The following is a 24,543-nucleotide window of genomic DNA, read 5'->3' as shown; positions in this document are numbered from 1 at the left end:
AATGACCGACCTCAAATTGCCCCAGCTTCCCGACCGTAATCCGGTCAAGCTCAGCATTGCTGTCATGCCGGACCTCCATCAGGCCTTGATCGACTATGCTGCGCTCTACGCAGCGACCTATGGTCGTGACGAGCCGGTTGCCGAGTTGATTCCTGCCATGCTCGCTGCCTTCCTTGAAAGTGACAGGAGCTTTGCACGAAACAGGACGAAGCGGTGATCTATGATGCACAGTAGCAATCCCCAAGCAGGGGCCATCCTCATCGAGCCTTTGACGGTCCGCATCTCCACGGCGGTCCAGCTCACCGGTATCAGTCGCTCACGTCTTTACGAGCTGATCCAGTCTGGTGAACTGGAAACCGTCAAGGTAGGGCGATCCACGCTGATCCCATATAAGAGCCTGAAAGCCCTGACCGGCGCCTAGCCTGGCGTGCCTTTGCCTTTACCAAAGTTCGGCCGCAGGATTCTCGCGCCGTCCCGCAGCTGGTCGAGATAGTCGGACCAGTGCTGCATCATGCGCACCCGTTCATCCCAATATTCACCGCGCGTGTAAGCACGGCGCACCATGGAGGTGTCGAGGTGGGCCAGCTGCTTCTCGATGGCGTCCGGGTTCCAGATGCCCATCTCGTTGAGCAGGGTCGCAGCCATCGCCCGAAAGCCGTGCGCCGTCATTTCTTCCTGGCTGTAGCCCAGCCGCCGCAGCGCCGCGTTGATGGTGTTTTCCGACATGCACTGGCGTGGTGACCGGAACGACGGGAAAAGATACCTTCCATCGCCCGTCAGCGGACGGAGTTCCTCCAGTAGCGCCAGCGTCTGTTGCGAAAGCGGTACACGGTGCGGACGGCGCATTTTCATCTTTTCCGCCGGAAGCGACCAGATGGCGGCTTGCATATCGATTTCCTGCCACTCCGCCTTGCGCAACTCGCCCGGCCGGACGAACAGATGGGGTGACAGCCGCAGAGCGATCGCGGTGATTTCGTGACCTGTGTAACCGTCAATTGCGCGCATGAGCGCGCCAGCCTCCTTGGGCGTCGTGATCGCGGCGAGATGCCGGACCTTCGGGGTGATGAGCGCGCCACGCAGGTCGGCCGCGACATCGCGATCCGCCCGAGCGGTCGCGATCGCATAGCGAAAAACCCGACTGAGCACGCTGCGCATCCGGCGCGCACTTTCGTAGCGGCCGGTCGCCTCCACCTTGCGCAGGACGGCCAGGACTTCCTGCGGCGATATCTTTGAGACAGGAAAGCTGCCGATCATGGGATAGGCCATGCCGAGCAGCCAACGAATCTTGTCGAGCGTGATCGGCGCGCGCCCCTCCCGCTCATTCTTCGCCACCCATTCTTCAGCGATCGTCCTGAATGTGTTGTCCGCAGCCACCTTGCGCGCAAGTGTGTCGCTCCGCTTCTCAGCGGCGGGATCGAGCCCGGCGGCGATTTGCTCCCTTGCTGCGGCGCGCTGCTGGCGCGCCATGGCTATCCCTACCTCGGGCCACGCGCCGAAATAGAGCGTCTTCTGTCGACCGAGATACCGGTAGTTCATGCGCCAGAGTTTCGTACCGTTCGTCTGGACGGCGAGATACAACCCATCGGCGTCGGCCAGTTTATAGGCCTTGTCCCGAGGTTTGGCGTTGGTGATCTGGATGTGATTCAGTGCCATGATGGTGCCAGCTCCAAAGGGGCTCGCCGGCACCATCAAAAACACCATCATTCTGATGGTGCTGCCAATGGATTCGGGTGGATGAGCCCGGATTTCATTTGGCGATTTTCACTGAAAAAATGCTGTAAAACCAGCTGCTTGCTGGACCTTCCCGGACGTCGCCGGAAAGGTCTCTGGTGCCCAGAAGAGGACTCGAACCTCCACGACCTTGCGATCGCCAGCACCTGAAGCTGGTGCGTCTACCAATTCCGCCATCTGGGCACGGGGTAGGAGTGCGCCTCTAACGGCGGCCTCCAAAGCTGTCAACGCGCCAATGCGTTTTTTTTGAACTTTCACGGGAAAGGGCTATTTTCGCCGTCAAAACATGGCAATCCGGGATCATGCCGTGCCCGGCCCGCAGCGATGGAGCCTTTGAAACTTGAACGCGCCCGAATCTTTGCCCGACTTTTTTGCGCGCGCCGACGGGCTGCGCCTCGCCTATCGCCATCGTCCGGGGCGGGGGCCGACCATCCTCTTCCTGCCGGGCTACATGTCGGACATGGAAGGGAGCAAGGCGATCGCGCTCGACGCCTGGGCCGCCGAGCAGGGCAGGGCGATGCTGCGGCTCGACTATGCCGGTTGCGGCGCCAGCGAGGGCCGGTTCGAGGATGGCACGCTTGCCAGCTGGCGTGACGATGCGCTGGCGCTGATCGATGGACTGACACAGGGGCCGCTGCTGCTGGTCGGATCGTCCATGGGTGGCTGGCTGGCGCTGCTGGTCACGCTGGCCCGCCCGGATCGTGTCATGGGGCTGGTCGGCATCGCCGCCGCGCCCGACTTCACCCAATGGGGCTTTACCGATGCCGACAAGGTGTTGCTGGCGACCGAGGGGCGGATCGAGGAACCTACCCCCTATGGTGACCAGCCCTATGTAACGACGCTGGGCTTCTGGCAGTCCGGTCAGGCGCATCGCCTGCTGGAAGACGCAATCGCGATCGACTGCCCGGTCCGGCTGCTCCAGGGCCAGTGCGATAGGGATGTCCCCTGGGAGATCGCGTTGCGCACCGCCGATCGGCTGCGTTCATCCGATGTGCAGACGCTGCTCATTAAGGATGGCGACCATCGCCTTTCCCGCGACGGCGACATCGCCCTGTTGATCCGCACCGTCGCCGCTCTTCTGGACAATCGCTGATGCCCGTCATCCTCCCCCTCCTGATGTTCATGCAGGCCTATGATCCCGAGATCGAGGCGGTGATGCGCAACAGCCGCAAGAAGAAGGAGGATGCCGCAGCGGCGGCCGCCTCCGCAGCGTCGGTACAACAGGCCGCTGCCGCGCGTTCGGCGCCGGACGCCGACGGGCGCATCCCGGTCCCGGCGAAATTTGCCGGACCGTTCCAGGCCTGTCTCGACCAGGCGCTGGAATCGCCGGACAAGGCGATCACCTTCGCGCAGAATTGGCGGATCGACGGGGGCAGCTTCTACGCTCGCCACTGCATGGGCTTTGCTTTGTCGCGGGCCGAACGCTGGGGGCCGGCGATCGTCGCCTTCGAACAGGCGGCGGAGGAAGCCGAGCGCGGCGGTGAGATCGTGCAGAGCGCGCGCCTCTGGGGCCAGGCCGGCAATGCCGCCCTTGCCAGCGGCGACGCGAAGAAGGCGCGGGAGGATTTCGACGCGGCGCTGGCCCGTGGCCTGCCCGACGGCATGGAAAAGGGCGAGCTGCATCTCGATCGCGCCCGCGCGCTGGTGGCACTGGGCGATGCCGATGGCGCCCGCGGCTCGCTCGACACCGCGCTGGTTCAGGCGCCCAAGGATCCGCTTGCCTGGCTGCTGTCGGCCACGCTGGCGCGTCGCACCGGCGAACTGGCACTGGCCCAGGCGCATATTGCCCGCGCCGTGCAATTGTCGCCCGACGATGCCTCGGTTGCGCTGGAGGAGGGCAATATCGCCGTCCTGACCGACCATACGGATATCGCCCGCTCCGCCTGGCAACGGGCGGTGAAACTGGCGCCGGATGCACCGGCCGGCAAGGCAGCGGCCGACAATCTCGGCCGACTGCCCGCGCCGGCGTCACCCCCGGCGAACTGAGCCGCTATTTCAGGTAGAAATCGACGGTCGTGACGACGCGCACCTTCTTGTAAGGCGTGTCGCTCGATCCGTCGCCACCCTCGCCGTCGCGCGGGTCGATCGAGAAATAGCCCTGGGTCGCGCTCTTTATGCCGCCGACGCCGGACCCTGAATCCTTGGCGAACTGCTCGGCCGCCGCGCGCGCATCCCGCGTCGCCGCCGCCACCATCGGCGGTTTCAGGTCATTCAGCTTGGTAAAGCTGTAGCGCATCCCCGATCCTTCCTGCAGCGTCACGCCGCGCCGGACCAGGTCGAACTGCTGCGCGACGGCGCGCTGGGCGCGGGCGATGTCGGTGGTGCGCAGCAGCATCCGCTGGGTGATGGTGATATTGTTGATGCCGTTGTTGAGATATTGGTTCACGCCCGCGCCGACCGGGGTCAGCGCATCGGACCTGAACCCCAGGCTGGCGAAATAGGCCTTCAATTCCTCGGTATTGGCATCGATTTCCGCCCGCACCGTCGGCAGGTCGGTGCCGGTCGCCGAATAGCTGATCGACCAGGTGGCAAGGTCGGCGGTCACGTCCTTTTCGGCGAGACCTCTTACCGTGACCGACCGGTCGGCCGCCCTGGCGCGCTTGAGGCCATCGCCCAACAGATAGCCGCCCGCGACCACGCCGACCGCCAGCAACGCCGCCGAACCGAGCAGCACCTTGTCCCGCATTTCCAGAGCCATGATCGCTTTCCTCTTCCGCCGGGCAGGTCCCGGCCCTATTTATGGAGCTATCTGCCAATCTGCCGATGAACCGTTGCTTTATGGCGACGAACGGAGAAAGCCTTGCTCAAATATCTGCACACGATGATCCGAGTCACGGATCTCGACAAGACCATCGCCTTTTTCGAGCTGCTCGGCCTCAGGGAGGTCAAGCGGTTCGACAGCGAGGCGGGGCGATTCACCCTCGTCTATCTCGCCGCACCGGGCGACGAAGACGCGCAGGTGGAACTCACCTACAACTGGCCCCCGCAGGATGGCAGCCCGGCGGAAGTCTATGATGGCGGCCGCAATTTCGGCCACCTCGCCTATCAGGTCGATAATATCTACGAGACCTGTCAGCGGCTGATGGACGCCGGCATCACCATCAACCGCCCGCCGCGCGATGGCCACATGGCCTTCATCCGCACCCCCGACAATATCTCGGTCGAACTGCTGCAGGACGGCCGGCTCGACCCGGCCGAACCCTGGGTGTCGATGCCCAATATCGGGGCCTGGTAAGCCGATGCTGCAGGTCGTCCGCGTCCCCGTCCTCTCGGACAATTATGTCTGGCTGCTGCATGATGATGCCAGCGGCCAGACGGTCGCGGTCGACCCGTCGGTCGCCGATCCGGTGCTGGCTGCGGCTGCGGAACGCGGCTGGACCATCGACCAGATCTGGAACACCCATTGGCACCCCGATCATGTCGGCGGCAATGCCGGCATCAAGGCTGAGACCGGCTGCATCATCACCGGCCCGGCGGCCGAAGCGGCGAAGATCGATACGCTCGATCGGCAGGCGGGGGAGGGGGACAGCGTCCGCATCGGCGATCATGTCGCCACGGTGATGGCGGTGCCCGCCCATACCGCCGGCCATATCGCCTATCATCTGGCCGATGACGCGATCCTCTTCGTTGGCGACACGCTCTTTGCCATGGGCTGCGGCCGCCTGTTTGAAGGGACGCCCGCCCAGATGTTCGCCAATATGCAGCGGTTCAAGGCGCTGCCCGGCGACACCATCGTCTATTGCGCCCATGAATATACGGAGAGCAATGGCCGATTCGCGCTGACGGTCGAGCCGGACAATGTCGCGCTCCAGGCGCGCATGGCGGATGTCGTTGCCGCCCGTGCGCGTGGCGAGCCGACAGTGCCCACGACGATCGCGCTGGAACGCGACACCAACATCTTCATGCGCGCGCAGGACGTGGCCCAACTGGCGGATCGGCGGGCCGGCAAGGACGCATTTTAGGCGCGGTCCCTGACGGATTCTGCGCTATCACAACGTCCTGTTTGCAAGGACATGGATGGAGAGTCGCAATGCGTGCATGGATATGTCTCGCGCCGCTGGCGCTGGCCGCTTGCGCTGGCAGCTATGAACCTGCGCCCTTGACCGAGAAGCAGGCGGCCAAGCTCGAAAAGGCGCTGGCCGGGCTGGAACCGGGCGAAAAGACGAGCTGCGTCAATCGCGAGCCGCAGACCAATTTCACCGTCATCAGCGGCAATACGCTGCTCTATCGGGTCAGCAAGAAGCTGGTCTACAAGAATGAACTGATCGGCAGTTGCAACGGCCTGGCGCGCGGCGACACGATGATCGTGCGTACCTTCGGCTCGCAATATTGCCGGGGCGACATCACCACCAGCGCCGACCTGGTCAGCGGCATCGCCACCGGCAGCTGCGCGCTGGGGGATTTCACCCCTTATCGTGCACCGGCAAAATAGGTCCGGGGACGCGCTTACCCCTTGTAGAGCGCGTCCAGCCGGTCCTGATAGCGTTTGCGGATGACATGGCGCCGGATCTTCATCGACGGCGTCAGTTCCTCATTCTCGATCGCGAAGGGTTCGTCCGCCAGGATGAAGCGGCGCACCCGCTCGATCACCGACAGATCGTCATTGACCCGGTCGACCGCCGCACGCAGCGCCGCCAGATAGGTCGGATCATCGGTGATGCCCTTGATCGGCCGGCTATTGGCGGCCGCCCATTCCATCGTCCATTCCGAATCCGGCACCAGCAGGCCGACCAGATGCGGACGACGATCGCCATAGACCATCGCCTGGCCGATCTCCGGCTGCAGCGTCAGCATGCCTTCGACCTTCTGCGGCGACACATTGTCGCCCTTGTCGTTGACGATCAGATCCTTCTTGCGGTCGGTGATGCGGATGCGGCCGCGACCGTCGATCTCGCCAATGTCGCCGGTATGCAGCCAGCCATTCTTCAACACCTTCTCGGTCTCGGCCGGGTTGCGCCAATAGCCGTGCATCACCAGCTCGCCGCGCACCAATATCTCGCCATCCTCGGCGATCTTGACCTCGACCCCGTCCAGCGGCGGGCCGACCGTATCCATCGCGATGCCGGCGGCGGGCCGGTTGCAGCTGATCACCGGGCCGGCCTCGGTCTGGCCATAGCCCTGCAGCAGCATCAGCCCCATCGCCTCGAAGAACAGACCGACATCCGGGTTCAGCGGCGCGCCGCCCGACACCAGCGCCTTCATCCGCCCACCGAACCGCGCCCGGATCTTGGGGATCAAGGTGCGCGACAGCAGCGCCTTCATCGGCAGATCGACGATCGACGACTTGCCCTGCTGTTCCTTGGCGGCGATGCGCAGCGCCTGGTTGAGCAGATAGGTGGGGAACTTGCCCTGCTTCTCGATCGACTTGATGATGCGCGTGCGCAGCACCTCGAACAGGCGCGGCACCACGACCATGATGGTCGGCCGGGCTTCCTCGATATTGCTGGCCAGCTTCTCCAGCCCTTCGGCATAATAGATCTGCCCGGCCAGCAGCATCGGCAGGAACTGGCCGCCGCTATGCTCATAGGCGTGGCTCAGCGGCAGGAAGGACAGGAAGACCTCGTCGCCCCAGCCGAAATCCTCCAGCACCACCTGGCCCGCGCCTTCGACATTGGCCAGGATCGCGCCATGATGCTGCATCACGCCGCGCGGCGCGCCGCCGGTGCCGCTGGTATAGATGATGCACGCCTGGTCGCTGCGCGCGGCGGTCTGGGCCAGCGCACAGGCATCGACATCGGCCGGATGGGCGGCGATCAGGTCGGACCACAGACGGCACGTATAATTGCCCTGCGCACCGCGGATCGGCTCCATCGGGATCACCAGGCTGACCTGCGATCGCAGCACCGCCGGCATCAGCGTCGTCGCCAGCTTGGCGGTCGACACGATCACCGCGCGCGCGCCGCTGTCGGTCAGGATATGCTGATGGTCGCGCGTCGTATTGGTGGTGTAGGTCGGCACCGTGATACAGCCGGCCGCCATGATCGCCAGATCGGCGATGCAGAATTCCGGGCGATTTTCGCTGACCAGCATCACCGGGTCGCCGGGTTTCAGCCCTTCCGCCTTCAGCCCGGCCGCCAGCGCTGCCACCTGGCGCGTCACCTCGGTCCAGCTCAGCGACTGCCATGTTCCCTGCGTCTTGCGCCACAGGAAGGGCGCGTCGCCCTTTTCCTTGGCGCGGGCAAAGAACATGGTGACCAGATTGGGGAAACGTTCGATCGCCCTCACAGGCTCAACTCCTCTTACATCGGCGCGTCTGCCGCGCGCCTGCAGCGCCAGCTGGCTATAGCCCGGCCTTGCCGTAACGGCCATGCACAATAACCGGTTTCGGCGCATATCGCTGCGTCGAATCGGGAAAGCGCGCGCTCTAGAAAGGCTGGCCGCATGGCGCAAGCGCCAATGGGATCAGTCGAACAGCCCGTCCTGCGACCCGGCCGGGGGATTGAGGCCCAGATGTTTCCAGCCTGGCCCGTTGAGGCAGCGACCCCGCGCGGTGCGGGCGATCAGCCCCAACTGGATCAGATAGGGCTCGACCACTTCCTCGATCGTGTCGCGCGCTTCGGACAGACCCGCCGCCAGCGTCTCGACCCCCACCGGCCCGCCACGATAGATATCGGCGATCATGTGCAGATAGCGCCGGTCCATCAGGTCGAGGCCGAGATGATCGACCTCCAGCCGTTGCAGCGCCGCGTCCGCCACCTTGGCATCGACGGTCGGCGCGCCCGCGACATTGGCAAAGTCACGCACCCGACGCAGCAGCCGCCCGGCGATGCGCGGCGTCCCGCGCGACCGTCGGGCAATCTCGATCGCGCCATCGGGCGTGATGGGCAGGTCCAGCAGTCGCGCTGCGCGCCGCACCACTAACTCCAGTTCGTCCACCGTGTAGAATTGCAGCCTTACCGGAATGCCGAACCGATCGCGCAGCGGCGTCGTCAGTAGCCCCTGGCGCGTGGTCGCCCCGACCAGGGTGAAGCGCGGCAGGTCGATGCGCACCGAGCGGGCCGACGGCCCCTCGCCGATCATCAGGTCGAGCGCCCGGTCCTCCATCGCGGGATAGAGCACTTCCTCGACCGCCGGATTGAGCCGGTGAATCTCGTCGACGAACAGGACATCGCCCTCGTCCAGATTGGTGAGCAGGGCGGCCAGATCGCCCGACTTGGCGATCACCGGGCCGGACGTCGCGCGGAAACCCACGCCCATTTCCTTGGCGACGATCTGTGCCAGCGTCGTCTTGCCAAGGCCCGGCGGGCCAAAGAACAGCACATGGTCCAGCGCCTCGCCACGGGTGCGCGCCGCCTGGATGAAGATACGCAGATTCTCGCGCGCGGCCTGCTGCCCGACAAATTCGTCGAGCGACTTGGGCCGCAGCGCCGCATCGACATCCTCGGCCCGGCGGGCGGGGGTGATCAGACGATCCTCTTCGCTCATCAGCGGATATCACTCATTTCGTCATGCTGAACTTGTTTCAGCATCCATCCTGCCCCCGTCACGGACTTAAGGGGGGCAATCCCAATTCCATCGCCAGATCGCTCCATTGTGGATTGTCGGCTTCGATGAGATTGATTTTCCATTGGCGATGCCACCGTTTCAGCTGTTTTTCGCGAAGGATGGCCTGTTCCATCGTATCGCAGGCTTCGTATCGGACAAGCCGATGCACGCCATATCGAGCGGTAAAGCCCGGCGTCCTGCTTGCGCGATGCTGTATCATCCGGCCCAGCAAGTTGGATGTCACGCCGATGTAGAGCGTGCCGTATGGCTGACTCGCCAGAATATAGACGCACGGCTGCTTCATTGATGCCTCCGTTCAGTACAGCCGGCGCCATGGATGCTGAAACAAGTTCAGCATGACGGCCTTTGCGGAAGGCCGTCACTTCGCTGCCTTCCGCAGCGCCAGGCGGACCAGCGCGTCAAGGCTGGCGCCGTCGCCCAGTTCCTCTTCGGCGGCGGCCACCGCGCCGCTGGCCTCGGCCGGCTTGAAGCCCAGATTCTGCAGCGCCGACAGCGCATCGGCGGCAAAGCTGCCGGTCGGCAGCGCAACCACGCCCGGGATGCCCGGCGCACCGGCCGGCGCGGCGCCGATCTTGTCCTTCAGCTCATTGACGATGCGCTGCGCCAGCTTGGGGCCGACACCATTGGCGCGCGCGATCATCGCCTTGTCGCCCATCATGATCGCACGATGCAGTTCCAGCGGCTCCAGCGCCGACAATATCGCCAGCGCCACGCGCGATCCCACGCCCTGCACATGGGTCAGCAGCCGATACCAGTCGCGCTCCTCGGCACGGGCAAAGCCGACCAACCGGATCGAATCCTCGGCCACCAGCATCTCGGTATGGATGGTCACCGCCTCGCCCACCGGGCCGAGCGCCGCCAGCGTCCGCGACGACGCGCCGACCAGATAGCCGACCCCGCCGACATCGATGATGGCATGGTCGATGCCCGTGCTGTCCAGCCGTCCTTTGAGTTTCGCGATCATCGCCATTGCCCCATGGTCATGATCTGTTCTTTACATCCTCTTGCGCCCCGCGCCAGACAAAAGCGCATGGCCGCTCGGACACCAAATGGCCGCCCATGCGTAATGCCGGTCGATTGCCATCCGCCAGAGGACCAAGAGACGATGCTGATGACCGCGCCGATGCTGACCCCCAAGGATTTCGAATTTCCCGCGATCATGCTGTCGGGCGTGGTCGACCATGGCATGTATCTCCATTTCAAGAATTGCCTGTCCACCGCGCCGCAACAGGGGCTGGTGGTGGTGGAAATCTCCACTTTGGGCGGCGACCCCGAAATCGCGCGGATGATGGGGGAGGATATCCGCTTTCATTCGGACCTTTATCCCGAACGCCGGCTGGTCTTCCTCGGCAAGACCGCGGTTTATTCTGCCGGCGCCACCTTCATGAGCTTCTTCGCCACCGAAAATCGCTATCTGACGCGCGGCACCCGGCTGATGATCCATGAGCGGCTCATCACCAAGAATATCCATCTCGAAGGGCCGCTCTCCACCTGCATCGCGACGTTGAAGGCCTCGCTGCACGAGATCGAAGCGTCGATCGCGATCCAGAATGAGGGCTTTGCCAATCTCATCCTGGGATCGCAGGTGACGATGGAGGAGCTGCTGCAGCGTGCGCCGGAAAACTGGTATCTCGAAGCCAATGAGGCAGCTGCGCTCGGCCTGGTGGCGACCGTGCTTTAACCGCTTGCGCGCGGGCATTTTCGGGCCTTTGATGCGCCATGGCCAAGACGCAGAAGCGATCCACCCTCTTCCCCTGGCGCTACGGCATGTTCCTCATGCTGCTGCTGTCGATCGCGCCGCTGATGCTGTGGCTACCCTGGCATGAGGCGGTGATGGGCGGGTTCGACCTTGCCGCCATCGCCTTCTGCCTCGCCGCCGTGCCGCTGATCGATTCCGATCCGGCCCAGATGCGGCGCAAGGCCGTGCTCAATGACGCCAACCGGCAACTGATGCTGCTGCTGACCGGGGTGGTGTGCATCGTCATCCTGGTCGCGGTCGGCGTCGCCGCCAGCGCACCGGGCCATCCCGGCGCGGAAAGCGTCGTGCTGCTATTGGCGACGCTCGTCATCGCCTGGCTCTTTTCCAACCTCGTCTATGCGATGCACTATGCCCATGCCTTCTACCTCGCCGATGACAAGGGCAAGGATGCGGGTGGGCTTGATTTCCCGGACACGGACGAGCCGGTCTATTGGGACTTCCTCTATTTCGGCTTCACGCTGGGCATGACCTTCCAGACCTCCGACGTGTCGATCACCTCGACCGGCCTGCGTCGCACGGTGACGCTCCATTGCCTCGCCGCCTTCGTCTTCAACCTCGGCATCCTCGCCTTCACCATCAACGTACTGGGCGGCTGAGGCGATGGCTTCATGGCTTGCTTACCAATATCGGCTATAAGCCCGGTCCCATGAGCAAGAGCGCTGATCCCTGCCCCAAATCCGCCGTCAGCCATGGTGTCGGCCTTGCCGGCCTGGTCGGCCTTGGCCTCTGGACCCTGGTGGCGCGCCATTATGGCATGAACGGCCCCAATGCGGGGCTGGCCGCGGTGGTCGCCTGCGGCATACCGATGGTGCTCTGGTCGCTGCTGGTGGACAAGGTGCATCGCAACCCCGGCACCGGCGTCGACTGGAACGCGCCGGCCCGCTCGGTCCGCAGCATGCTGGACATCAGCCTGGTGAAGATTGCGGGTCTGTGGGCGACATGGCTGGCGATTGCCGTCTGCTACTGCATCGGCCGCTGGTATTGGACGGGCAGCTATCGTTTCGCCATGGACCTGCTGATGGCGGCGGCGCCCTGGCTGCTCTTGCTGTCCATTCCCTATGTCATCTGGCTCGACCGCCGGCTGGTCGAACCGCGCGACGCCTGTTTCGCCTTCGGCCAATGGGTCATCGGCGGCGCAGCCGGCAAGGCGGACATGGCGCAGGTCGCCAACCATGCCCGGGCCTGGGCGGTGAAGGGCTTTTTCACCGCCTTCATGATCAGCATCGTGCCGGGCAATTTCGCCAGCGTGATCGACTGGCGGCTCGACGGCCTGCTGCATAATCCGGTCGCGCTGACCGGTTTCCTGATCGGCATCATGTTCATGATCGACGTCTGCATGGCGACTGTCGGCTATCTGCTGACGATGAAACCGCTGGATTCGCATATCCGCACTGCGAACCCCTATCTGGGCGGCTGGCTCGCGGCTTTGCTCTGCTATCCCCCCTTCGTCATGATGGGGGCGGGCGGGCCGTTCGACTATCATGGCGGCGGCGCCGAATGGGATGTCTGGACGCAGGGCATGCCGGCGCTGCAATGGGTGCTGGGCGCCTTGCTGGTGGTGCTGACGGCCATCTATGCCTGGGCGACGGTCGCCTTCGGCATCCGTTTCTCCAACCTCACCCATCGCGGCATACTGACCCATGGGCCTTATCGCTGGACCCGCCACCCTGCCTATCTGACCAAGAATCTCTTCTGGTGGTTCTCGGCGCTGCCTTTTCTCACCACCACCGGCAGCCTGACCGACATGGTGCGCAATTGCGCCCTGCTGGGTGTCACCAACGCTGTCTATTATTGGCGAGCCAAGACGGAGGAGCAGCATCTGTCCGCCGATCCCGCCTATCAGGCCTATAGCGACTGGATGGTGCGCAACGCGCCGGTGCCGCGCTTCTTCGCCTGGATCGTCGGCCGCAAACCGGACGCGCCACGGGAAACCCAGCCCGCCGAATGACCGGCGGGCTGTATAAGAGCGCGATGCATTGGAACTGATGCAGCGCGCTCTAACTTTTGTTGTCGCATCGTTTTAAGCGGAAAACCGGTTCCCACTTTTCCGCACGATGCTCAAAATCAAAAGCTTTCCTCGGCATAGACGCGGCTGACATCGCCGCCCCATTCGCCATGATAGCGGTCGAGCAGCCGCTCGGCCGGGGTCTTGCCGGTGGCGATCACCTCGTCGAGCGCCGACAGATAGCCGGTCTCATTGTCGCCCGCGGCGTTGAACCGCTGGCGCGCGGCCAGGCCTGAGCGAGCGATGTCCAGCACCTGCGGCGCGATGTCGCGCAGCGTGCGCCCGCCCGACACCGGCGCGTCGAGGCCCAGCTTCGGCACGGAATCGCGCAGCACCTGCCGCTCCTCCATGCTCCAGTCCTTGACCAGATCCCAGGCCGCGTCGAGCGCACCCTGGTCATAGAGCAGCCCGACCCACAGCGCCGGCAGCGCGCAGATGCGATTCCACGGGCCGCCGTCGGACCCGCGCATTTCCAGGAAGCTCTTGAGGCGCACTTCGGGGAAGGCGGTGGAGAGGTGATCCTCCCAATCCTTCTCGGTCGGCTTCTCGCCCGGCAGCACCGACAGCTTGCCGTCCAGGAAGTCGCGGAACGAAAGCCCCGCCGCATCGATATATTTGCCGTCGCGGTAGACGAAATACATCGGCACATCGAGCGCATAGTCGGCATAGCGCTCGTAACCAAAGCCATCCTCGAACACGAAGGGCAGCATGCCGGTGCGCTGCGGGTCGGTGTCCGACCAGATATGGCTGCGATAGGACAGGAAGCCGTTGGGCTTGCCCTCGGTGAAGGGCGAATTGGCGAACAGCGCGGTACCCAGCGGCTGCAGCGCCAGCGAGACGCGGAACTTCTGCACCATGTCCGCCTCGCTGCCATAGTCGAGGTTGGTCTGGATGGTGCAGGTGCGCAGCATCATGTCCAGGCCCATCGATCCCACGCGCGGCATGTGCCGCAGCATGATGTCGTACCGGCCCTTGGGCATGATTGGCAGCTCGGCGCGGGTCTTGTCGGGCCACATGCCCAGACCCAGAAAGCCCAGCCCCAACATGTCGCCGACATATTTGACCTGCTCCAGATGGCGGCCGGTCTCGGCGCAGGTCTGGTGCAGATTGTCGAGCGGCGCACCGCTCAATTCCAGCTGGCCCGCCGGTTCCAGGCTGATCGTGCCGTCGGCGCCGGACAGGGCGATGATATTCTCGCCCTCGAACACCGGACTCCAGCCATAGCGGGTCAGGCCGATCAGCAGCGTGTGGATGCCGCCCTTTTCCTCATAGGCCGGGGCGTGATGGTCCTTCGTCGAATAGACGAATTTCTCGTGTTCGGTGCCGATCCGCCAGCGATCCTTGGGCTTGGCGCCCTTGGCAAAGGCCGCGATCAGCTGGTCGCGGCTTTCGATGACAGGATCATGTCCGCCTGAGTCTGTTCTGGTGCTCATGCCCCGCCCTTAGTCTTTCCCCTTCGCGCGTCAAATCGAGGCGCGAATGCGACAGATAAGGCAGGCCTATGTCCGCTTCAATTGGTTGCGGAAGAAAACCATTAGCCCCAGTCCCCATTCACCGTCATCCAGGCCGCCGTCGCGGCGATCGCGGCCGTTTCCGCGCGCAGGATTCGCGGGCCGAGCGACACCGGCACCGCGCCTGGCGTCGCCCGGATCGCCTCGCGCTCGGCCGGGTCGAATCCGCCCTCCGGCCCGACCAGAAAGGCCGCCGGGCCGGGATGGGCGCGCAAGGTTTCGTCCAGCGATGCGCCACCGGTCTCGTCGGCGAAGAACAAATGCCGCTCCGCCGACCAGCCCTTCAGCAGCGCGTCGAGCTTCACCATCTCGGTCAGCTCTGGCAGGGCGGTGCGGCCGCACTGCTCGGCCGCCTCGACCAGATGGGCGTGCAGCCGGTCGAGGTTGAGCTTGTCGACCACCGCCCGCCGGGTCAGCACCGGCTGCAATCGCGCGACGCCCAGTTCGCACGCCTTTTCCGCGATCAGGTCGATCCGCCCCTTCTTGATCGGCGCGCAGCACAGCCAGAAATCGGGCACCACCTCCGGCGGCTTGGTTTGGCTCACGCATTCCAGCACCAGGTCGCGCTTGCGAATGTCGCGCGCCCGCGCCGCCCATTCGCCCGACTTGCCGTCGAACAGCAGCACGATATCGTCCGGCTTCACCCGCATCACGCTGATCAGATAATGGGCGCCATTGCCGTCGACCGGCACGGCGACCCCTTCGCCCAGCAGTGTTTCGACATGCAGGCGCGGGGCGCTCTGCGGCGGCCAGGCGGGGGTAGCGGTCATTTTGTCTCGTCCATTCCGGCCGCGCTTGTCGTCGGCCCGATCTTCCCTAAAGAGGAAAGCGCGTTCCCGACAAGCGCGGGACGAACGGAGTTGCAGTGAATCAGTCGATCGTCCCCGACAGCGAAGCGCGCGGCCTGCTCGCGCGCCTGCCGGAAACCCCGCGAATCCTGGCCTCGCTGGCCCGACTCGACCGGCCGATCGGCTGGTGGCTGCTGTTCTGGCCGGGGGCCTGGGCGGTGGCGCTGGCGGGCGGCGCCTTTGTCCGCTGGCCGCTGATTCTGTGGCTGCTGCTCGGCAGCATCGCGATGCGCGGCGCGGGCTGCGTCTTCAACGACATCGTCGATCGCGACCTCGATGCGCGGGTCGCGCGCACCGCCGCCCGGCCGCTCGCCAGCGGGGCGATGTCGGTCAAGACCGCCTGGGCCTGGCTGCTCGCGCTCTGCCTGATCGGCCTGATCGTGCTGTTTCAGCTCAGCGGCTATGCGCAGGTCGTGGCCCTGGGCTCGCTGGCGCTGGTCGCGGCCTATCCCTTCATGAAGCGGATCACCGGCTGGCCGCAGGTCTGGCTCGGCATCGTCTTTTCCTGGGCGGCGCTGGTCGGCTGGAGCGAGATTGCCGGCGCGCTGACCCTGCCGGGCCTGTGCCTCTATGCCGGCTGCATCTTCTGGGTGCTGGGCTATGACACCATCTATGCGCTGCAGGACCGGGAGGATGACGCGCTGATCGGCATCGGCTCCAGCGCTTTGTCGATGGGCCGCCATGTTCGGGGCGGGGTGACGCTCTGCTATCTCGTCGCGCTCGCGCTCTGGGCCAGTGCCATCTGGCAGGTTCGGCCGCAGCTGCTGGCGCTGGTCGCGCTGGCGCCGATGGCCGCTCATCTGCTCTGGCAGGTCGGCACGCTGAAGGAAGATGGCACCGATCCGCTCGTCAAATTCCGGTCCAATCGGTTCGCGGGATTGCTGATGTTCCTTGCCTGTCTGGTCGTCGGGAGTGCCGGCGCATGAGCATGACCGGCCTGCCCACTCCCGGTGAGGATTGCTGGCGCATCGAACAGGCGGCGCGCGCCAGCGTGATCGTCGATGCGGACAATTATTTCCGTCTGGCGCGCGACGCGATGCTGAAGGCGAAGCGTCGTATCATGCTGATCGGATGGGATTTCGATCCCGCCATCAGCCTGATCCGTGAGGATGAGGCAAAGGATGGCGCGCCCGTCGTCATCGGCGATTTCATCACTTGGCTGGTTGAACGCACGCCGGACCTGGAGATTTTCCTGCTGCGCTGGGATGTCGGTGCGCTCAAATCGATGGCGCGCCCGTCGCATCTCGTCACGACGCTGCGCTGGATGGCGCACCCGCGCATCACCGTGAAGCTCGACGGCCATCATCCGCCCGCCGCCTCGCACCATCAGAAGATCGTCGTGATCGACGATTGCTTCGCCTTTTGCGGCGGCATCGACATGACCGGCGACCGGTGGGACACGCGCCATCATCGCGACGAGGATCCTGCCCGCCGCCATCCCGATGGATCGCCCTATGGCCCCTGGCATGATGCGACGACCGCCTTGCAGGGGCCGGTGGCGATGGCGCTCGGTGATCATGCCCGCGCGCGCTGGGTCGGTGCAGGCGGTGATGAACTGGCCCCGGTCGAGGGCGAATATGATTGCTGGCCCGATGCCTTGCCGGTCCATTTCGAGCATGTCGACGTCGCCATCGCCCGCTCCGTGCCGAAGATGGACGATCAGGAAGAGCTGATCGAGATCGAGCAGCTCTATCTCCACCAGATCGCGGCCGCCCGGCACTGCATCTATGCCGAAAGCCAATATTTCGCCTCCCGCCGCATTGCCGAGGCGATCGCCAGGCGGCTGGGTGATCCCGACGGGCCGGACATCGTCATCATCAATCCGCTTCAGGCCGATGGCTGGCTGGAACAGCAGGCGATGGACACCGCCCGCGCCCGCCTGTTCGAGGCGCTCAAGGAGCGCGACCAGCATGGCAAGCTGCGCATCTACCACCCCTTCACCACGCGCGGCGCCCCCATATATGTCCATGCCAAGATATTGATCGTCGATGATCGGCTGATCCGCGTCGGATCGTCCAACATGAACAATCGTTCGATGCGGCTCGACACCGAATGCGACGTGGTTCTCGACACCGCGCTGCCCGGCAATGACGGCCGGCAGGAGACGATCCTGGCCATTCGCGACGACCTGATCGCCGAACATCTCGATTTGCCGCGCGAGCGTGTGTCGGCGGTGATCGCCCAGCGCGGCCTGATCGCCGCGATCGAGGAATTGCGCACCAAGCCCGGCCGCACCCTGCGCCCCTATGAGGTGCCGGACCTCGCCGATGTCCAGGCCTGGCTCGCCGACAATGAGGTGCTCGATCCCGAAGGACCGGATGAGATGTTCGAGCCGGTCAGCGAACGCGGCCTGTTCCGCCGGATGAAGGGCTGGTTCGGCCGCAGCTAAAGGGCGGCGAGGGCGGTGGCGATCCGCTCGGCCGCTACCGCGAACCCGTCGGCCTGCTGCGCGAAGCCCAGCCGAAGATGGGCGCTCTGACCGAAACAGTCGCCCGGCGCCAGCAATACGCCCTGCGCTGCCAGCGCCTCGCACAGCGGCCGGCTGTCGCGCCCGTCGCCCAGCCAGGGAAAGGCGGTGGTGCCACCCTGCGGCCGCACCCATTGCAGCTTGCCGCCGGCTTCCGCAATCAGCCGGTCGAGGACAGCGATGTTGACAGTCGCAACGGCCTTCAACCGACCGGTAATGGCCGCGCTATGCTGCAGCGCATGCGTCGCGAGCCGTTCCAGCAGCGGCGAACTGCTGATCGTGAAATAACTGCGCGCGTCGATGATCCGGGCGCGCTGCGCGTCGTCGGGCGCGATGATCCAGCCCATGCGCAGCCCCGGCAGCGACAGCGCCTTCGACATGTCGCTGGTGACATAGGCATTGGGGATGCCGGCGGCCGATTGCTGCGGCGCGCCGAAATAGAGCGGATGATAGACCTCGTCGACCAGCAGCGGCACGCCGCGCTCGGCCAGCGCCGCCGCCAGCCGTTCGATCTCGGTGCGGGGCATCACCGATCCGCTGGGATTATGCGGCGTGTTGACCACCACCCCGGCGGTGTCGCCATCGACCAGCGCCAGGATGGCATCCACATCCTGTGAAAAGCCGGTCTCGCGGGTCAGCGCATAGCGCCGCGTCCCCAGCCCCCAGGCCTGCGCCACCGCGTCATAGGCCGGATAGCCCGGATCAGGCATCAGCATATGCGCGCCCGGCCTTGCGGCGAGGCAGAAGAAGATCGACAGCGCCTCCGACGATCCGGTGGTCACCACCACCCTGTCAGCTTCGCTGTCATGAAAGGCGGCGATCGCCGCGCGCAAAGCCGCACTCCCCTCGGGCGGGGCATAGCTCAGCACGGTGTCGTCGATCGCCAGCGCCCTGTCGCCCAGCGCACAAATCTCCGCCACGCTCCAGCGCGGCCCGGTGCTCGACGCCAGATTATAGGCAATCGGCGGCGTCGCGAAATCATAGGTCGACAGCCAATGGTCGAGGGCAAAGGGCGGCAGGTCCATGGCGCTTCTCCGTAATCAGGCCGTCACAGTCGGCAATCGACGCCGACCGACAAGGTCCAGTCGCGGAAAGGCGGCTTCTAAAGCCCCAGCGCCTTGCGCAATTGCGCATTGATCCGGCTCTGCCAGCCCGGGCCGGTCGCGCGGAAGGCATCCAGCACAGCCTGATCGAGCCGCAGAGTCACCTGTTGCTTGGGCTGGTCCGATTTCGGCCGGCCGGGCTTGGTGAGCGTGCCATCGGCGGGGCGGAGGATTTTTCCGGCCACGCGCAGCTCGGCCCGATCGAATTGCGCATCGCTCCATTCGGGAATGTCATCATCATCCCAGTCGGTCGGTAAAGGCTTTCTGCTCTCGGTCATTGCACTTTCTCATCGAGATGATCCGGATGCCATCGTCGGTTGCGATCCAGACCATCATCACCAGCCGCTCGTTCAGCAGGCCATAAGTCTGAAACCGCGGTTCCGGATAATCATATCGATCATCCTCAAGCGTCAGGATCGGGCCGCTCATCACCTTCAGCGCATCGGCGAAGTCCAGCCCCCGCAATTGCAATGTCGCGGCCCGTTTGGCCGGATCGAAACTGATCTTCATGCCCCAATCTCCCCGGTTGCCCATTTTTTACCGGCGGGATTGGAAACGCCATCGACAATCTCGCAAAAGCGCAGCGAGTCGTCAATATTTGTAACTACAAAATCATTGCGCTGCCAGCAGCGCCTCGGCGCCGTGCAGGTTGACCGACACCAGCCGGCTGACGCCGCGCTCCACCATGGTGACGCCGAACAGGCGGTGCATCCGCGCCATCGATACCGCGTTATGGGTGACGATCAGGTAGCGGGTGCGGGTCTGGGCGACCATCGCGTCGAGCAGGTCGCAGAAACGCTCGACATTGGCGTCGTCCAGCGGCGCGTCGACCTCGTCCAGCACGCAGATCGGCGCCGGGTTGGTGAGGAACAGGCCGAAGATCAGCGCCACCGCGGTCAGCGCCTGCTCGCCGCCCGACAACAGGGTCAGCGCCGCCAGCTTCTTGCCCGGTGGCTGGGCCATGATCTCCAGCCCCGCCTCCAGCGGATCGTCGCTGTCGATCAGCTCCAGATGCGCCTGGCCGCCATTGAACAGGGTGGTGAAAAGCCGCCGGAAATGGCCGTCCACCGCCTCGAACGCGGCGAGCAGCCGCTGCCGCCCCTCGCGGTTGAGGCTGCCGATCGATCCGCGCAGCTGGTTGATTGCCTGGGTCAGTTCCGCGCTTTCGGACCGGCTGGTGGCCTGGATCGTCTCCAGCTCCTCCAGCTCCTGCGCCGCGACCAGATTGACCGGGCCGATCCGCTCGCGCTCGGCCGACAGCCGGTCATGTTCGGCCTGCTCGCTCTGGGCAATGCGGATGTCGGCGCTGGGAAAGCCCAATTTCTCCGGCAGCACCGGCGGCGGGCATTCGAACCGTTCGCCCGACAGGCGGTTGGTCTCGATCCGCCGCTCGTCCGCCGCTTCCGCCCGCGCCACCGCCGTCGCCCGCGCCTCGCGCGCGCCGGCCAGCGCCTCGCCGGCATCGGCCGCGCGCTTCTCGGTCGCCTTCAGCATCACCTCGGCCTCGATCTCGGCGCGGCGGGCCTGTTCGGCGCGTTCGACCTGCGTCTCGCGCTCCTCGGTCAGCGTGGCGATCGTGGCGCCCAGCGCCTCGGGCTGGCCCTCGATCACGGCGCGCTCCTGCACCACCGTCTCGCCGCGCGTTGCCATGGCGGCGATGCGCTTGGCCGCCTCGCCGGCGCGCATGTTCCATCCCTTGGCCTCGGCATCGGCCGCCGCCATCCGCTCGCGATCGCTCGACAGCGCCCGGTCGGCCAGCACCTGGTCCGCCTGCAACTGGCTGACCGCCATGCGCGCCTTCTCGCTCGCCTGCGACAGCGCCGCCACCTGCGCGCGCGTCTCGGCGCCATCGGGCAGGGCGGCCCGCGCGGACGACGCCTTGTCATGTTCGGCCAGCGCCGCCGCCTGGTCGCGCTGCGCCTCGGCCAGCCGTTCCTCGATCGCCTCGCGCTTGCCGCTCAGCCGCTCCAGCGCCCCCGCCGCCTCGTCCGCCGCACGCAGCGCCGCACGCAGCCGCTGGTCCGCATCGCTCAGTTTCGTGCGCCCGGCCGCCAGCGCATCCACCGCCGCCTTCTCGCGCGCACCAGCCTCGCTTTGCTCTGCCTGTGCCGTCTCGACCGCCTGTGCCGCTGCCGGACGCGCGGCATCGATCGCCTCCAGCCGGTTGATGCGGATCAGCCGCTCGGCCGCCGCCGCGCCGCCCTCGACCGCAACATAGCCGTCCCAGCGCCGCAATTGCCCATCCAGCGTCACCAGCCGCTGGCCGACCTGCAGCGCCTGGCCGTAGTCGCGCTCCACCACCGCCACCTGCGCCAGCCGCCGCGCCAGCGCCTCGGGTGCGGTCACATGGGCTGCCAGTGGACTGCCACCATCGGGCAAGCCGGGATCATCCTTCAACGCTTCAGCACCCGCCCAGCGGCGCGGCCCTTCCGCCCCGATCGGCGCTTCCAGATCATCGCCCAGTGCCGCCGCCAGCGCCCGCTCATAGCCCGGCGCCGCCTTCAACTGGTCAAGCGCCCGCGCCCGGCCGCTGCCGCCGGCATCGATCGCCTTGCGCAGCGCCGTCGCCTCGCTGTCCAGCGCCGCCAGCGCCGCCCGTGCCGATGCCAGCGCGGCCTCCGCGCTCGCCCGCGCCTCGCTTGCCACTTGCCGCTCCGTCTCGGCCGTCGCGATCGCCGCCTCCGCCGCCTCGCGATCCGCATTGGCGCGGACCTGCGCCGCCGCCGCTTCATCGCGCTTCGCTTCCAGTGGCGCGGCATCGGGCAAGGCGGCCGCCTCCCCCTCCAGCCGCCGCATCGCCTGTTCCGCCCGGCCCAGCCGGTCGCGCGCCGCCGCCAGCGCCGCCTCGGCGACGCGCAATTCGGCCTGCTCGCCCGCCTGCTTGGCCATCGCCTTGGCCAGCTCCAGCTCGGCGTCGCGGGCGCCATCCTCGGCCCGGGCGATGCGCGCGGCGAAATCGGGGCGCATCGCCTCGGTCTCGGCAATCCGGGCTTTCAGGCTCGCCACCTCGGCGGTCAGCCGCGCGATCGCCTCGGCCGCGTCATTGGCCAGCGTCCCCTCGCGCTCGCGATCCTCATCCAGCCGCGCCGCCTGCTGCGCCAGGTCATGCAGCCGCCGCACCACGCCGTCGCGCTCGGCCTTCAGCGTGTTGAGCTGGTGGCCGGATTCGCTGGCGGCATCGCGCGTCGCCAATGCCTCCGCCCGCCGCTCGGCCAGCGCCGTCACGGCGGCACCGCTATGAGCATTGGCCGCCGTCAGCGCCTCCTGCGCCGCGCCCACCGTCGCCTCGGCCAGCTTCGCCTCGGCCCGCGCGGCCTCCGCACTGGCATTGGCCTCGCGCCAGCGGGCGAAGATCACCCGGCCCTCGGCAACGCGTATCTGTTCGGACAGGCGGATATAGCGTTCCGCCGCGCGCGCCTGGCGCCGCAAATTGCCGACACGACTGTCCATGTCGGTCAATATCTCGTCCAGCCGGGCCAGATTGCCCTCGGCCGCGCGCAATTTCTGCTCGGCATCCTTGCGCCGGACATGCAGGCCGGCGATCCCCGCCGCCTCTTCCAGCATGGCGCGTCGTTCCTGTGGCCGGGCGGCGATGACGGCGGCGATCCGCCCCTGGCTGACCAGCGCCGGGCTGTGCGCGCCGGTCGCGGCATCGGCGAAGATCAGCGCCACATCCTTGGCGCGGACATCCTTGCCATTGGCGCGATAGGCGCTGCCCGCGCCGCGCTCGATCCGGCGCGTGACCTCCAGCTCGCCATCCGCGCCGACATCGACGGCGTTGAACAGCTCGCCCTGTTCCTGGCTGGTCAGCAGCGACACTTCGGCAAAGTCGCGCTGCGGCCGGCTGGTGGTGCCGGCGAAGATCACATCCTCCATGCCGCCGCCGCGCATCGACTTGGCGCTGGATTCGCCCATCACCCAGCGGATCGCTTCCAACAGGTTGGACTTGCCGCAGCCATTGGGGCCGACAATGCCGGTCAGGCCCGGCTCGATGCGCAATTCGGTCGCATCGACGAAGCTCTTGAAGCCCGAAAGCTTAAGCCGCTTTATCTGCACGGGGGAACGCCGGGGCAGGGTGCCGCCCCGGTCTCCTTGGGCCTCAGGCCTTCAGATGTCGCCCCCCCTTGCGCCAATCAGATACCCGCTTCCTTGAGCTTGTTCTTCAGCACCGGCCAGGACGATGCATTTTCGACCACCACCCCGTTCATCAGGAAGGTCGGCGTGCCGGAGATATTATATTGGGCATTGGCCGCCTCGACGCCCTTGGCCAGCTTCTCGGCGGTCGCCGTGTCGGCCAGGCACTGCTTGGCCTGATCCTCGGCAATGCCGCGCTGCTTGGCATAGTCGACCAGACCCAGCGCATTGGCCAGCTGGCCGAAACGCTGCGCCGGCGGCGCCGACACCATCGCCTGATAGGGGGCGTCGCCCAGGCCCTGCGCCTTTTCGAACATCGCGCCCTGGTTGGCGAAGAACTGTTCCGACAGCGGGTAGTAGATGTCCTTGCCGCCGCAACGGGCCAGCAGCGCCGTCGTGATGTCGATCGGGTCGCGGACATAGACGCGGAATTCGTAGCTGATCTTGCCGGTGTCGACCATCGCCTTCAGTTCTTCCGACGATTCATGGGCGAAGTCGCGGCAGTGGCTGCAGGTGAAGGAGCCATATTCGACCAGCTTCAGCTTGGCGGCGGGATTGCCCATCACGAAATTGCCTTCGGGCGTTTCGGCGACGGTTTCCGACCAGCTGGTGCCGGCAGGGGCGGCCACGGCAGCGATCGGCGCGGCGGAGGTTGCATTGCCCTCATCCTTCTTGCCGCAACCGGCAAGCGTCAGGGACAGGGCGATAAGGGCAAGGCCGGACAGGACTTTCACGACGGGCGACGCTCCGAATTATGGATAGTTGGGGACGGTTTAGATCAGCGGGCGGCTGCGGGCAATGCGGCCTTGAGCAACTCCCAGGTCGATCCCTGGACCAGCGTGCCGTTGACGACGAAGCCGGGCGTGCCGGTGATCTTGACCTTGTTCCACGCCTCGTCGGTCATCGCCAGGATCGCCTTTTCGGACGCAGGATCGGCGATGCAGGCGTCGAGCTGCGCATTGGTGAAGCCGCGCTTGTTCATCAGCGTATAAAGGCCGGTCTTCTGGCCGATGTCGCGCAGCGCCGCCTTCTGCTCGGTCGGCTTGGCGGCGCCTTTATCATAGGCCATGATCTGCTCCATCCAGGCATCCTGGTTGGCGAACAGCGCCTCATGATTGCCCATGAAGCGCTTGGTGCCGCCGCAACGGGCCAGCAGCGCGGCGGTCAGGTCATATTTGTCGCGCACTGCGTTGCGCACTTCGGCGCTGACCTTGCCGCCCTTCACATAATCGGCCTTCAGCGATGCGCTCGCGTCATTCACGAAATGGGCGCAATGGCTGCAGGTATAGCTCACATATTCGACCAGCTTGGTCGGCGCGGCAGGATTGCCCATGACATGGCCGCCGATCGGCGAACGCACCACCTGCGCGACCCAGTTGGGCGCGGCGGCGACGGCGATGGCGGGAACGGCGATCAGGGCAAGCAGGGAAAGGCGGAACTTGGTCATGGGGCAGTCCTAAGGCATCGCCCCGGACGGGG

General features: G+C 65.8%; 26 protein-coding genes and 1 tRNA gene. 12 read left to right on the top strand and 15 right to left on the bottom strand.

Annotation, left to right across the window (positions count from 1 at the left end):
* The first annotated feature begins 1 nt into the window (after window position 1).
* Window positions 2-217 carry a DUF2274 domain-containing protein gene (locus GGQ90_RS20745; RefSeq protein ID WP_188083783.1) on the top strand — a complete coding sequence of 72 codons (216 nt, stop codon included), beginning with the start codon at window positions 2-4 and terminating at the stop codon, window positions 215-217.
* Between the two features lie 3 nt (window positions 218-220).
* Window positions 221-421 carry an excisionase family DNA-binding protein gene (locus GGQ90_RS20740; protein WP_246428351.1) on the top strand — a complete coding sequence of 67 codons (201 nt, stop codon included), beginning with the start codon at window positions 221-223 and terminating at the stop codon, window positions 419-421.
* On the opposite strand, the gene GGQ90_RS20735 is transcribed toward GGQ90_RS20740, so the two are convergent.
* Together GGQ90_RS20735 and GGQ90_RS20730 are read right to left on the bottom strand one after the other, a co-directional pair.
* On the bottom strand, window positions 418-1,653 hold the full coding sequence (locus GGQ90_RS20735) for a tyrosine-type recombinase/integrase (RefSeq protein WP_188083803.1): 1,236 nt from the start codon (window positions 1,651-1,653) through the stop codon (window positions 418-420). The genes GGQ90_RS20740 and GGQ90_RS20735 overlap by 4 nt on opposite strands.
* A 174-nt stretch (window positions 1,654-1,827) precedes the next feature.
* Window positions 1,828-1,914: transfer RNA gene (locus GGQ90_RS20730), tRNA-Leu, on the bottom strand.
* Between the two features lie 157 nt (window positions 1,915-2,071).
* Between GGQ90_RS20730 and GGQ90_RS20725 the strand changes: the two genes are divergently transcribed.
* Both GGQ90_RS20725 and GGQ90_RS20720 read left to right on the top strand, forming a co-directional pair.
* Window positions 2,072-2,824, top strand: a complete 753-nt coding sequence (locus tag GGQ90_RS20725; protein WP_188083782.1) for an alpha/beta fold hydrolase — start codon at window positions 2,072-2,074, stop codon at window positions 2,822-2,824.
* Entirely contained in the window at window positions 2,824-3,717 is an 894-nt protein-coding gene (locus GGQ90_RS20720) for a tetratricopeptide repeat protein (protein WP_188083781.1), read from the top strand. Before GGQ90_RS20725 ends, GGQ90_RS20720 begins: the two co-directional genes overlap by 1 nt.
* Before the next feature lie 4 nt (window positions 3,718-3,721).
* Here GGQ90_RS20720 and GGQ90_RS20715 read toward each other — a convergent pair whose 3' ends face one another.
* Window positions 3,722-4,429, bottom strand: a complete 708-nt coding sequence (locus GGQ90_RS20715; protein WP_188083780.1) for an SIMPL domain-containing protein — start codon at window positions 4,427-4,429, stop codon at window positions 3,722-3,724.
* A 102-nt stretch (window positions 4,430-4,531) separates the two neighbouring features.
* Between GGQ90_RS20715 and GGQ90_RS20710 the strand changes: the two genes are divergently transcribed.
* From GGQ90_RS20710 to GGQ90_RS20700, 3 genes are all read left to right on the top strand, one after another.
* Window positions 4,532-4,966: a VOC family protein gene (locus tag GGQ90_RS20710; protein WP_188083779.1), complete on the top strand. Its 435-nt coding sequence runs from the start codon at window positions 4,532-4,534 to the stop codon at window positions 4,964-4,966.
* A 4-nt stretch (window positions 4,967-4,970) separates the two neighbouring features.
* Window positions 4,971-5,693 carry a hydroxyacylglutathione hydrolase gene (gene gloB / locus GGQ90_RS20705; RefSeq protein ID WP_188083778.1) on the top strand — a complete coding sequence of 241 codons (723 nt, stop codon included), beginning with the start codon at window positions 4,971-4,973 and terminating at the stop codon, window positions 5,691-5,693.
* 68 nt (window positions 5,694-5,761) lie between these two features.
* Window positions 5,762-6,163 carry a hypothetical protein gene (locus tag GGQ90_RS20700; RefSeq protein WP_188083777.1) on the top strand — a complete coding sequence of 134 codons (402 nt, stop codon included), beginning with the start codon at window positions 5,762-5,764 and terminating at the stop codon, window positions 6,161-6,163.
* 14 nt (window positions 6,164-6,177) lie between these two features.
* On the opposite strand, the gene GGQ90_RS20695 is transcribed toward GGQ90_RS20700, so the two are convergent.
* The 4 genes from GGQ90_RS20695 to ruvA all read right to left on the bottom strand — a co-directional run bounded on the left by GGQ90_RS20695 (window position 6,178) and on the right by ruvA (window position 10,201).
* Entirely contained in the window at window positions 6,178-7,956 is a 1,779-nt protein-coding gene (locus GGQ90_RS20695; RefSeq protein ID WP_188083776.1) for an AMP-binding protein, read from the bottom strand.
* A gap of 177 nt (window positions 7,957-8,133) precedes the next feature.
* Complete coding sequence (gene ruvB, locus GGQ90_RS20690; protein WP_188083775.1) at window positions 8,134-9,156, bottom strand: Holliday junction branch migration DNA helicase RuvB; 1,023 nt, start codon at window positions 9,154-9,156, stop codon at window positions 8,134-8,136.
* A gap of 58 nt (window positions 9,157-9,214) precedes the next feature.
* Entirely contained in the window at window positions 9,215-9,520 is a 306-nt protein-coding gene (locus tag GGQ90_RS20685; protein ID WP_188083774.1) for a GIY-YIG nuclease family protein, read from the bottom strand.
* A 75-nt stretch (window positions 9,521-9,595) separates the two neighbouring features.
* Window positions 9,596-10,201, bottom strand: a complete 606-nt coding sequence (gene ruvA / locus GGQ90_RS20680; RefSeq protein WP_188083802.1) for a Holliday junction branch migration protein RuvA — start codon at window positions 10,199-10,201, stop codon at window positions 9,596-9,598.
* A gap of 141 nt (window positions 10,202-10,342) precedes the next feature.
* On the opposite strand from ruvA, the gene GGQ90_RS20675 reads away from it, so the two are divergent.
* From GGQ90_RS20675 to GGQ90_RS20665, 3 genes are read left to right on the top strand one after another with little or no spacing between them, the layout of a single operon-like run.
* Entirely contained in the window at window positions 10,343-10,918 is a 576-nt protein-coding gene (locus tag GGQ90_RS20675) for a peptidase S14 (RefSeq protein WP_188083773.1), read from the top strand.
* A gap of 38 nt (window positions 10,919-10,956) precedes the next feature.
* Window positions 10,957-11,592 (top strand): DUF1345 domain-containing protein, encoded by a 636-nt coding sequence (locus GGQ90_RS20670; RefSeq protein ID WP_188083772.1) that lies wholly within the window; start codon window positions 10,957-10,959, stop codon window positions 11,590-11,592.
* 50 nt (window positions 11,593-11,642) lie between these two features.
* Window positions 11,643-12,944 (top strand): methyltransferase family protein, encoded by a 1,302-nt coding sequence (locus GGQ90_RS20665; protein WP_188083771.1) that lies wholly within the window; start codon window positions 11,643-11,645, stop codon window positions 12,942-12,944.
* Between the two features lie 116 nt (window positions 12,945-13,060).
* On the opposite strand, the gene GGQ90_RS20660 is transcribed toward GGQ90_RS20665, so the two are convergent.
* On the bottom strand, window positions 13,061-14,434 hold the full coding sequence (locus GGQ90_RS20660) for a glutamate--cysteine ligase (protein WP_004209288.1): 1,374 nt from the start codon (window positions 14,432-14,434) through the stop codon (window positions 13,061-13,063).
* A 101-nt stretch (window positions 14,435-14,535) separates the two neighbouring features.
* A complete protein-coding gene (locus tag GGQ90_RS20655) occupies window positions 14,536-15,282 on the bottom strand; it encodes a 16S rRNA (uracil(1498)-N(3))-methyltransferase (RefSeq protein WP_017502899.1) in 747 nt (248 codons plus the stop codon).
* 95 nt (window positions 15,283-15,377) lie between these two features.
* Between GGQ90_RS20655 and ubiA the strand changes: the two genes are divergently transcribed.
* Window positions 15,378-16,286 carry a 4-hydroxybenzoate octaprenyltransferase gene (ubiA, locus tag GGQ90_RS20650; RefSeq protein WP_010337527.1) on the top strand — a complete coding sequence of 303 codons (909 nt, stop codon included), beginning with the start codon at window positions 15,378-15,380 and terminating at the stop codon, window positions 16,284-16,286.
* Window positions 16,283-17,749 carry a phospholipase D-like domain-containing protein gene (locus tag GGQ90_RS20645; RefSeq protein WP_188083770.1) on the top strand — a complete coding sequence of 489 codons (1,467 nt, stop codon included), beginning with the start codon at window positions 16,283-16,285 and terminating at the stop codon, window positions 17,747-17,749. Before ubiA ends, GGQ90_RS20645 begins: the two co-directional genes overlap by 4 nt.
* Here the strand turns inward: GGQ90_RS20645 and GGQ90_RS20640 are convergent.
* The 6 genes from GGQ90_RS20640 to GGQ90_RS20615 all read right to left on the bottom strand — a co-directional run bounded on the left by GGQ90_RS20640 (window position 17,746) and on the right by GGQ90_RS20615 (window position 24,511).
* Window positions 17,746-18,852, bottom strand: coding sequence for a pyridoxal phosphate-dependent aminotransferase (locus GGQ90_RS20640; protein ID WP_188083769.1), 1,107 nt, complete (start codon window positions 18,850-18,852; stop codon window positions 17,746-17,748). The two genes, GGQ90_RS20645 and GGQ90_RS20640, sit on opposite strands and share 4 nt — an antisense overlap.
* Before the next feature lie 77 nt (window positions 18,853-18,929).
* Entirely contained in the window at window positions 18,930-19,208 is a 279-nt protein-coding gene (locus GGQ90_RS20635; protein WP_188083768.1) for a BrnA antitoxin family protein, read from the bottom strand.
* On the bottom strand, window positions 19,168-19,440 hold the full coding sequence (locus GGQ90_RS20630; protein ID WP_188083767.1) for a BrnT family toxin: 273 nt from the start codon (window positions 19,438-19,440) through the stop codon (window positions 19,168-19,170). Before GGQ90_RS20630 ends, GGQ90_RS20635 begins: the two co-directional genes overlap by 41 nt.
* Window positions 19,441-19,542: 102 nt before the next feature.
* Complete coding sequence (smc, locus tag GGQ90_RS20625) at window positions 19,543-22,986, bottom strand: chromosome segregation protein SMC (RefSeq protein WP_188083766.1); 3,444 nt, start codon at window positions 22,984-22,986, stop codon at window positions 19,543-19,545.
* Window positions 22,987-23,063: 77 nt separating this feature from the next.
* A complete protein-coding gene (locus tag GGQ90_RS20620; RefSeq protein WP_188083765.1) occupies window positions 23,064-23,798 on the bottom strand; it encodes a thioredoxin domain-containing protein in 735 nt (244 codons plus the stop codon).
* A 44-nt stretch (window positions 23,799-23,842) separates the two neighbouring features.
* A complete protein-coding gene (locus GGQ90_RS20615) occupies window positions 23,843-24,511 on the bottom strand; it encodes a thioredoxin domain-containing protein (protein ID WP_188083764.1) in 669 nt (222 codons plus the stop codon).
* Window positions 24,512-24,543: the final 32 nt, after the last annotated feature.

The organism is Sphingobium scionense (genome assembly GCF_014197035.1).
Taxonomy (GTDB): domain Bacteria; phylum Pseudomonadota; class Alphaproteobacteria; order Sphingomonadales; family Sphingomonadaceae; genus Sphingobium; species Sphingobium scionense.
The sequence above is the reverse complement of the archived record's forward strand: the minus strand, read 5'-3'. Positions and strand labels throughout refer to the sequence as shown.

Excerpts from the sequence above, each read along its gene's own strand:
- ruvB (WP_188083775.1), bottom strand. The coding sequence starts at position 9,156 with ATGAGCGAAGAGGATCGTCTGATCACCCCCGCCCGCCGGGCCGAGGAT.
- GGQ90_RS20675 (WP_188083773.1), top strand. The coding sequence starts at position 10,343 with ATGCTGATGACCGCGCCGATGCTGACCCCCAAGGATTTCGAATTTCCC.
- GGQ90_RS20685 (WP_188083774.1), bottom strand. The coding sequence starts at position 9,520 with ATGAAGCAGCCGTGCGTCTATATTCTGGCGAGTCAGCCATACGGCACG.
- GGQ90_RS20735 (WP_188083803.1), bottom strand. The coding sequence starts at position 1,653 with ATGGCACTGAATCACATCCAGATCACCAACGCCAAACCTCGGGACAAG.
- GGQ90_RS20645 (WP_188083770.1), top strand. The coding sequence starts at position 16,283 with ATGAGCATGACCGGCCTGCCCACTCCCGGTGAGGATTGCTGGCGCATC.
- GGQ90_RS20665 (WP_188083771.1), top strand. The coding sequence starts at position 11,643 with ATGAGCAAGAGCGCTGATCCCTGCCCCAAATCCGCCGTCAGCCATGGT.
- gloB (WP_188083778.1), top strand. The coding sequence starts at position 4,971 with ATGCTGCAGGTCGTCCGCGTCCCCGTCCTCTCGGACAATTATGTCTGG.
- GGQ90_RS20745 (WP_188083783.1), top strand. The coding sequence starts at position 2 with ATGACCGACCTCAAATTGCCCCAGCTTCCCGACCGTAATCCGGTCAAG.
- GGQ90_RS20635 (WP_188083768.1), bottom strand. The coding sequence starts at position 19,208 with ATGACCGAGAGCAGAAAGCCTTTACCGACCGACTGGGATGATGATGAC.
- GGQ90_RS20670 (WP_188083772.1), top strand. The coding sequence starts at position 10,957 with ATGGCCAAGACGCAGAAGCGATCCACCCTCTTCCCCTGGCGCTACGGC.
- GGQ90_RS20700 (WP_188083777.1), top strand. The coding sequence starts at position 5,762 with ATGCGTGCATGGATATGTCTCGCGCCGCTGGCGCTGGCCGCTTGCGCT.
- ruvA (WP_188083802.1), bottom strand. The coding sequence starts at position 10,201 with ATGATCGCGAAACTCAAAGGACGGCTGGACAGCACGGGCATCGACCAT.
- GGQ90_RS20720 (WP_188083781.1), top strand. The coding sequence starts at position 2,824 with ATGCCCGTCATCCTCCCCCTCCTGATGTTCATGCAGGCCTATGATCCC.
- GGQ90_RS20615 (WP_188083764.1), bottom strand. The coding sequence starts at position 24,511 with ATGACCAAGTTCCGCCTTTCCCTGCTTGCCCTGATCGCCGTTCCCGCC.
- GGQ90_RS20740 (WP_246428351.1), top strand. The coding sequence starts at position 221 with ATGATGCACAGTAGCAATCCCCAAGCAGGGGCCATCCTCATCGAGCCT.
- GGQ90_RS20715 (WP_188083780.1), bottom strand. The coding sequence starts at position 4,429 with ATGGCTCTGGAAATGCGGGACAAGGTGCTGCTCGGTTCGGCGGCGTTG.
- GGQ90_RS20660 (WP_004209288.1), bottom strand. The coding sequence starts at position 14,434 with ATGAGCACCAGAACAGACTCAGGCGGACATGATCCTGTCATCGAAAGC.
- GGQ90_RS20630 (WP_188083767.1), bottom strand. The coding sequence starts at position 19,440 with ATGAAGATCAGTTTCGATCCGGCCAAACGGGCCGCGACATTGCAATTG.
- GGQ90_RS20655 (WP_017502899.1), bottom strand. The coding sequence starts at position 15,282 with ATGACCGCTACCCCCGCCTGGCCGCCGCAGAGCGCCCCGCGCCTGCAT.
- GGQ90_RS20640 (WP_188083769.1), bottom strand. The coding sequence starts at position 18,852 with ATGGACCTGCCGCCCTTTGCCCTCGACCATTGGCTGTCGACCTATGAT.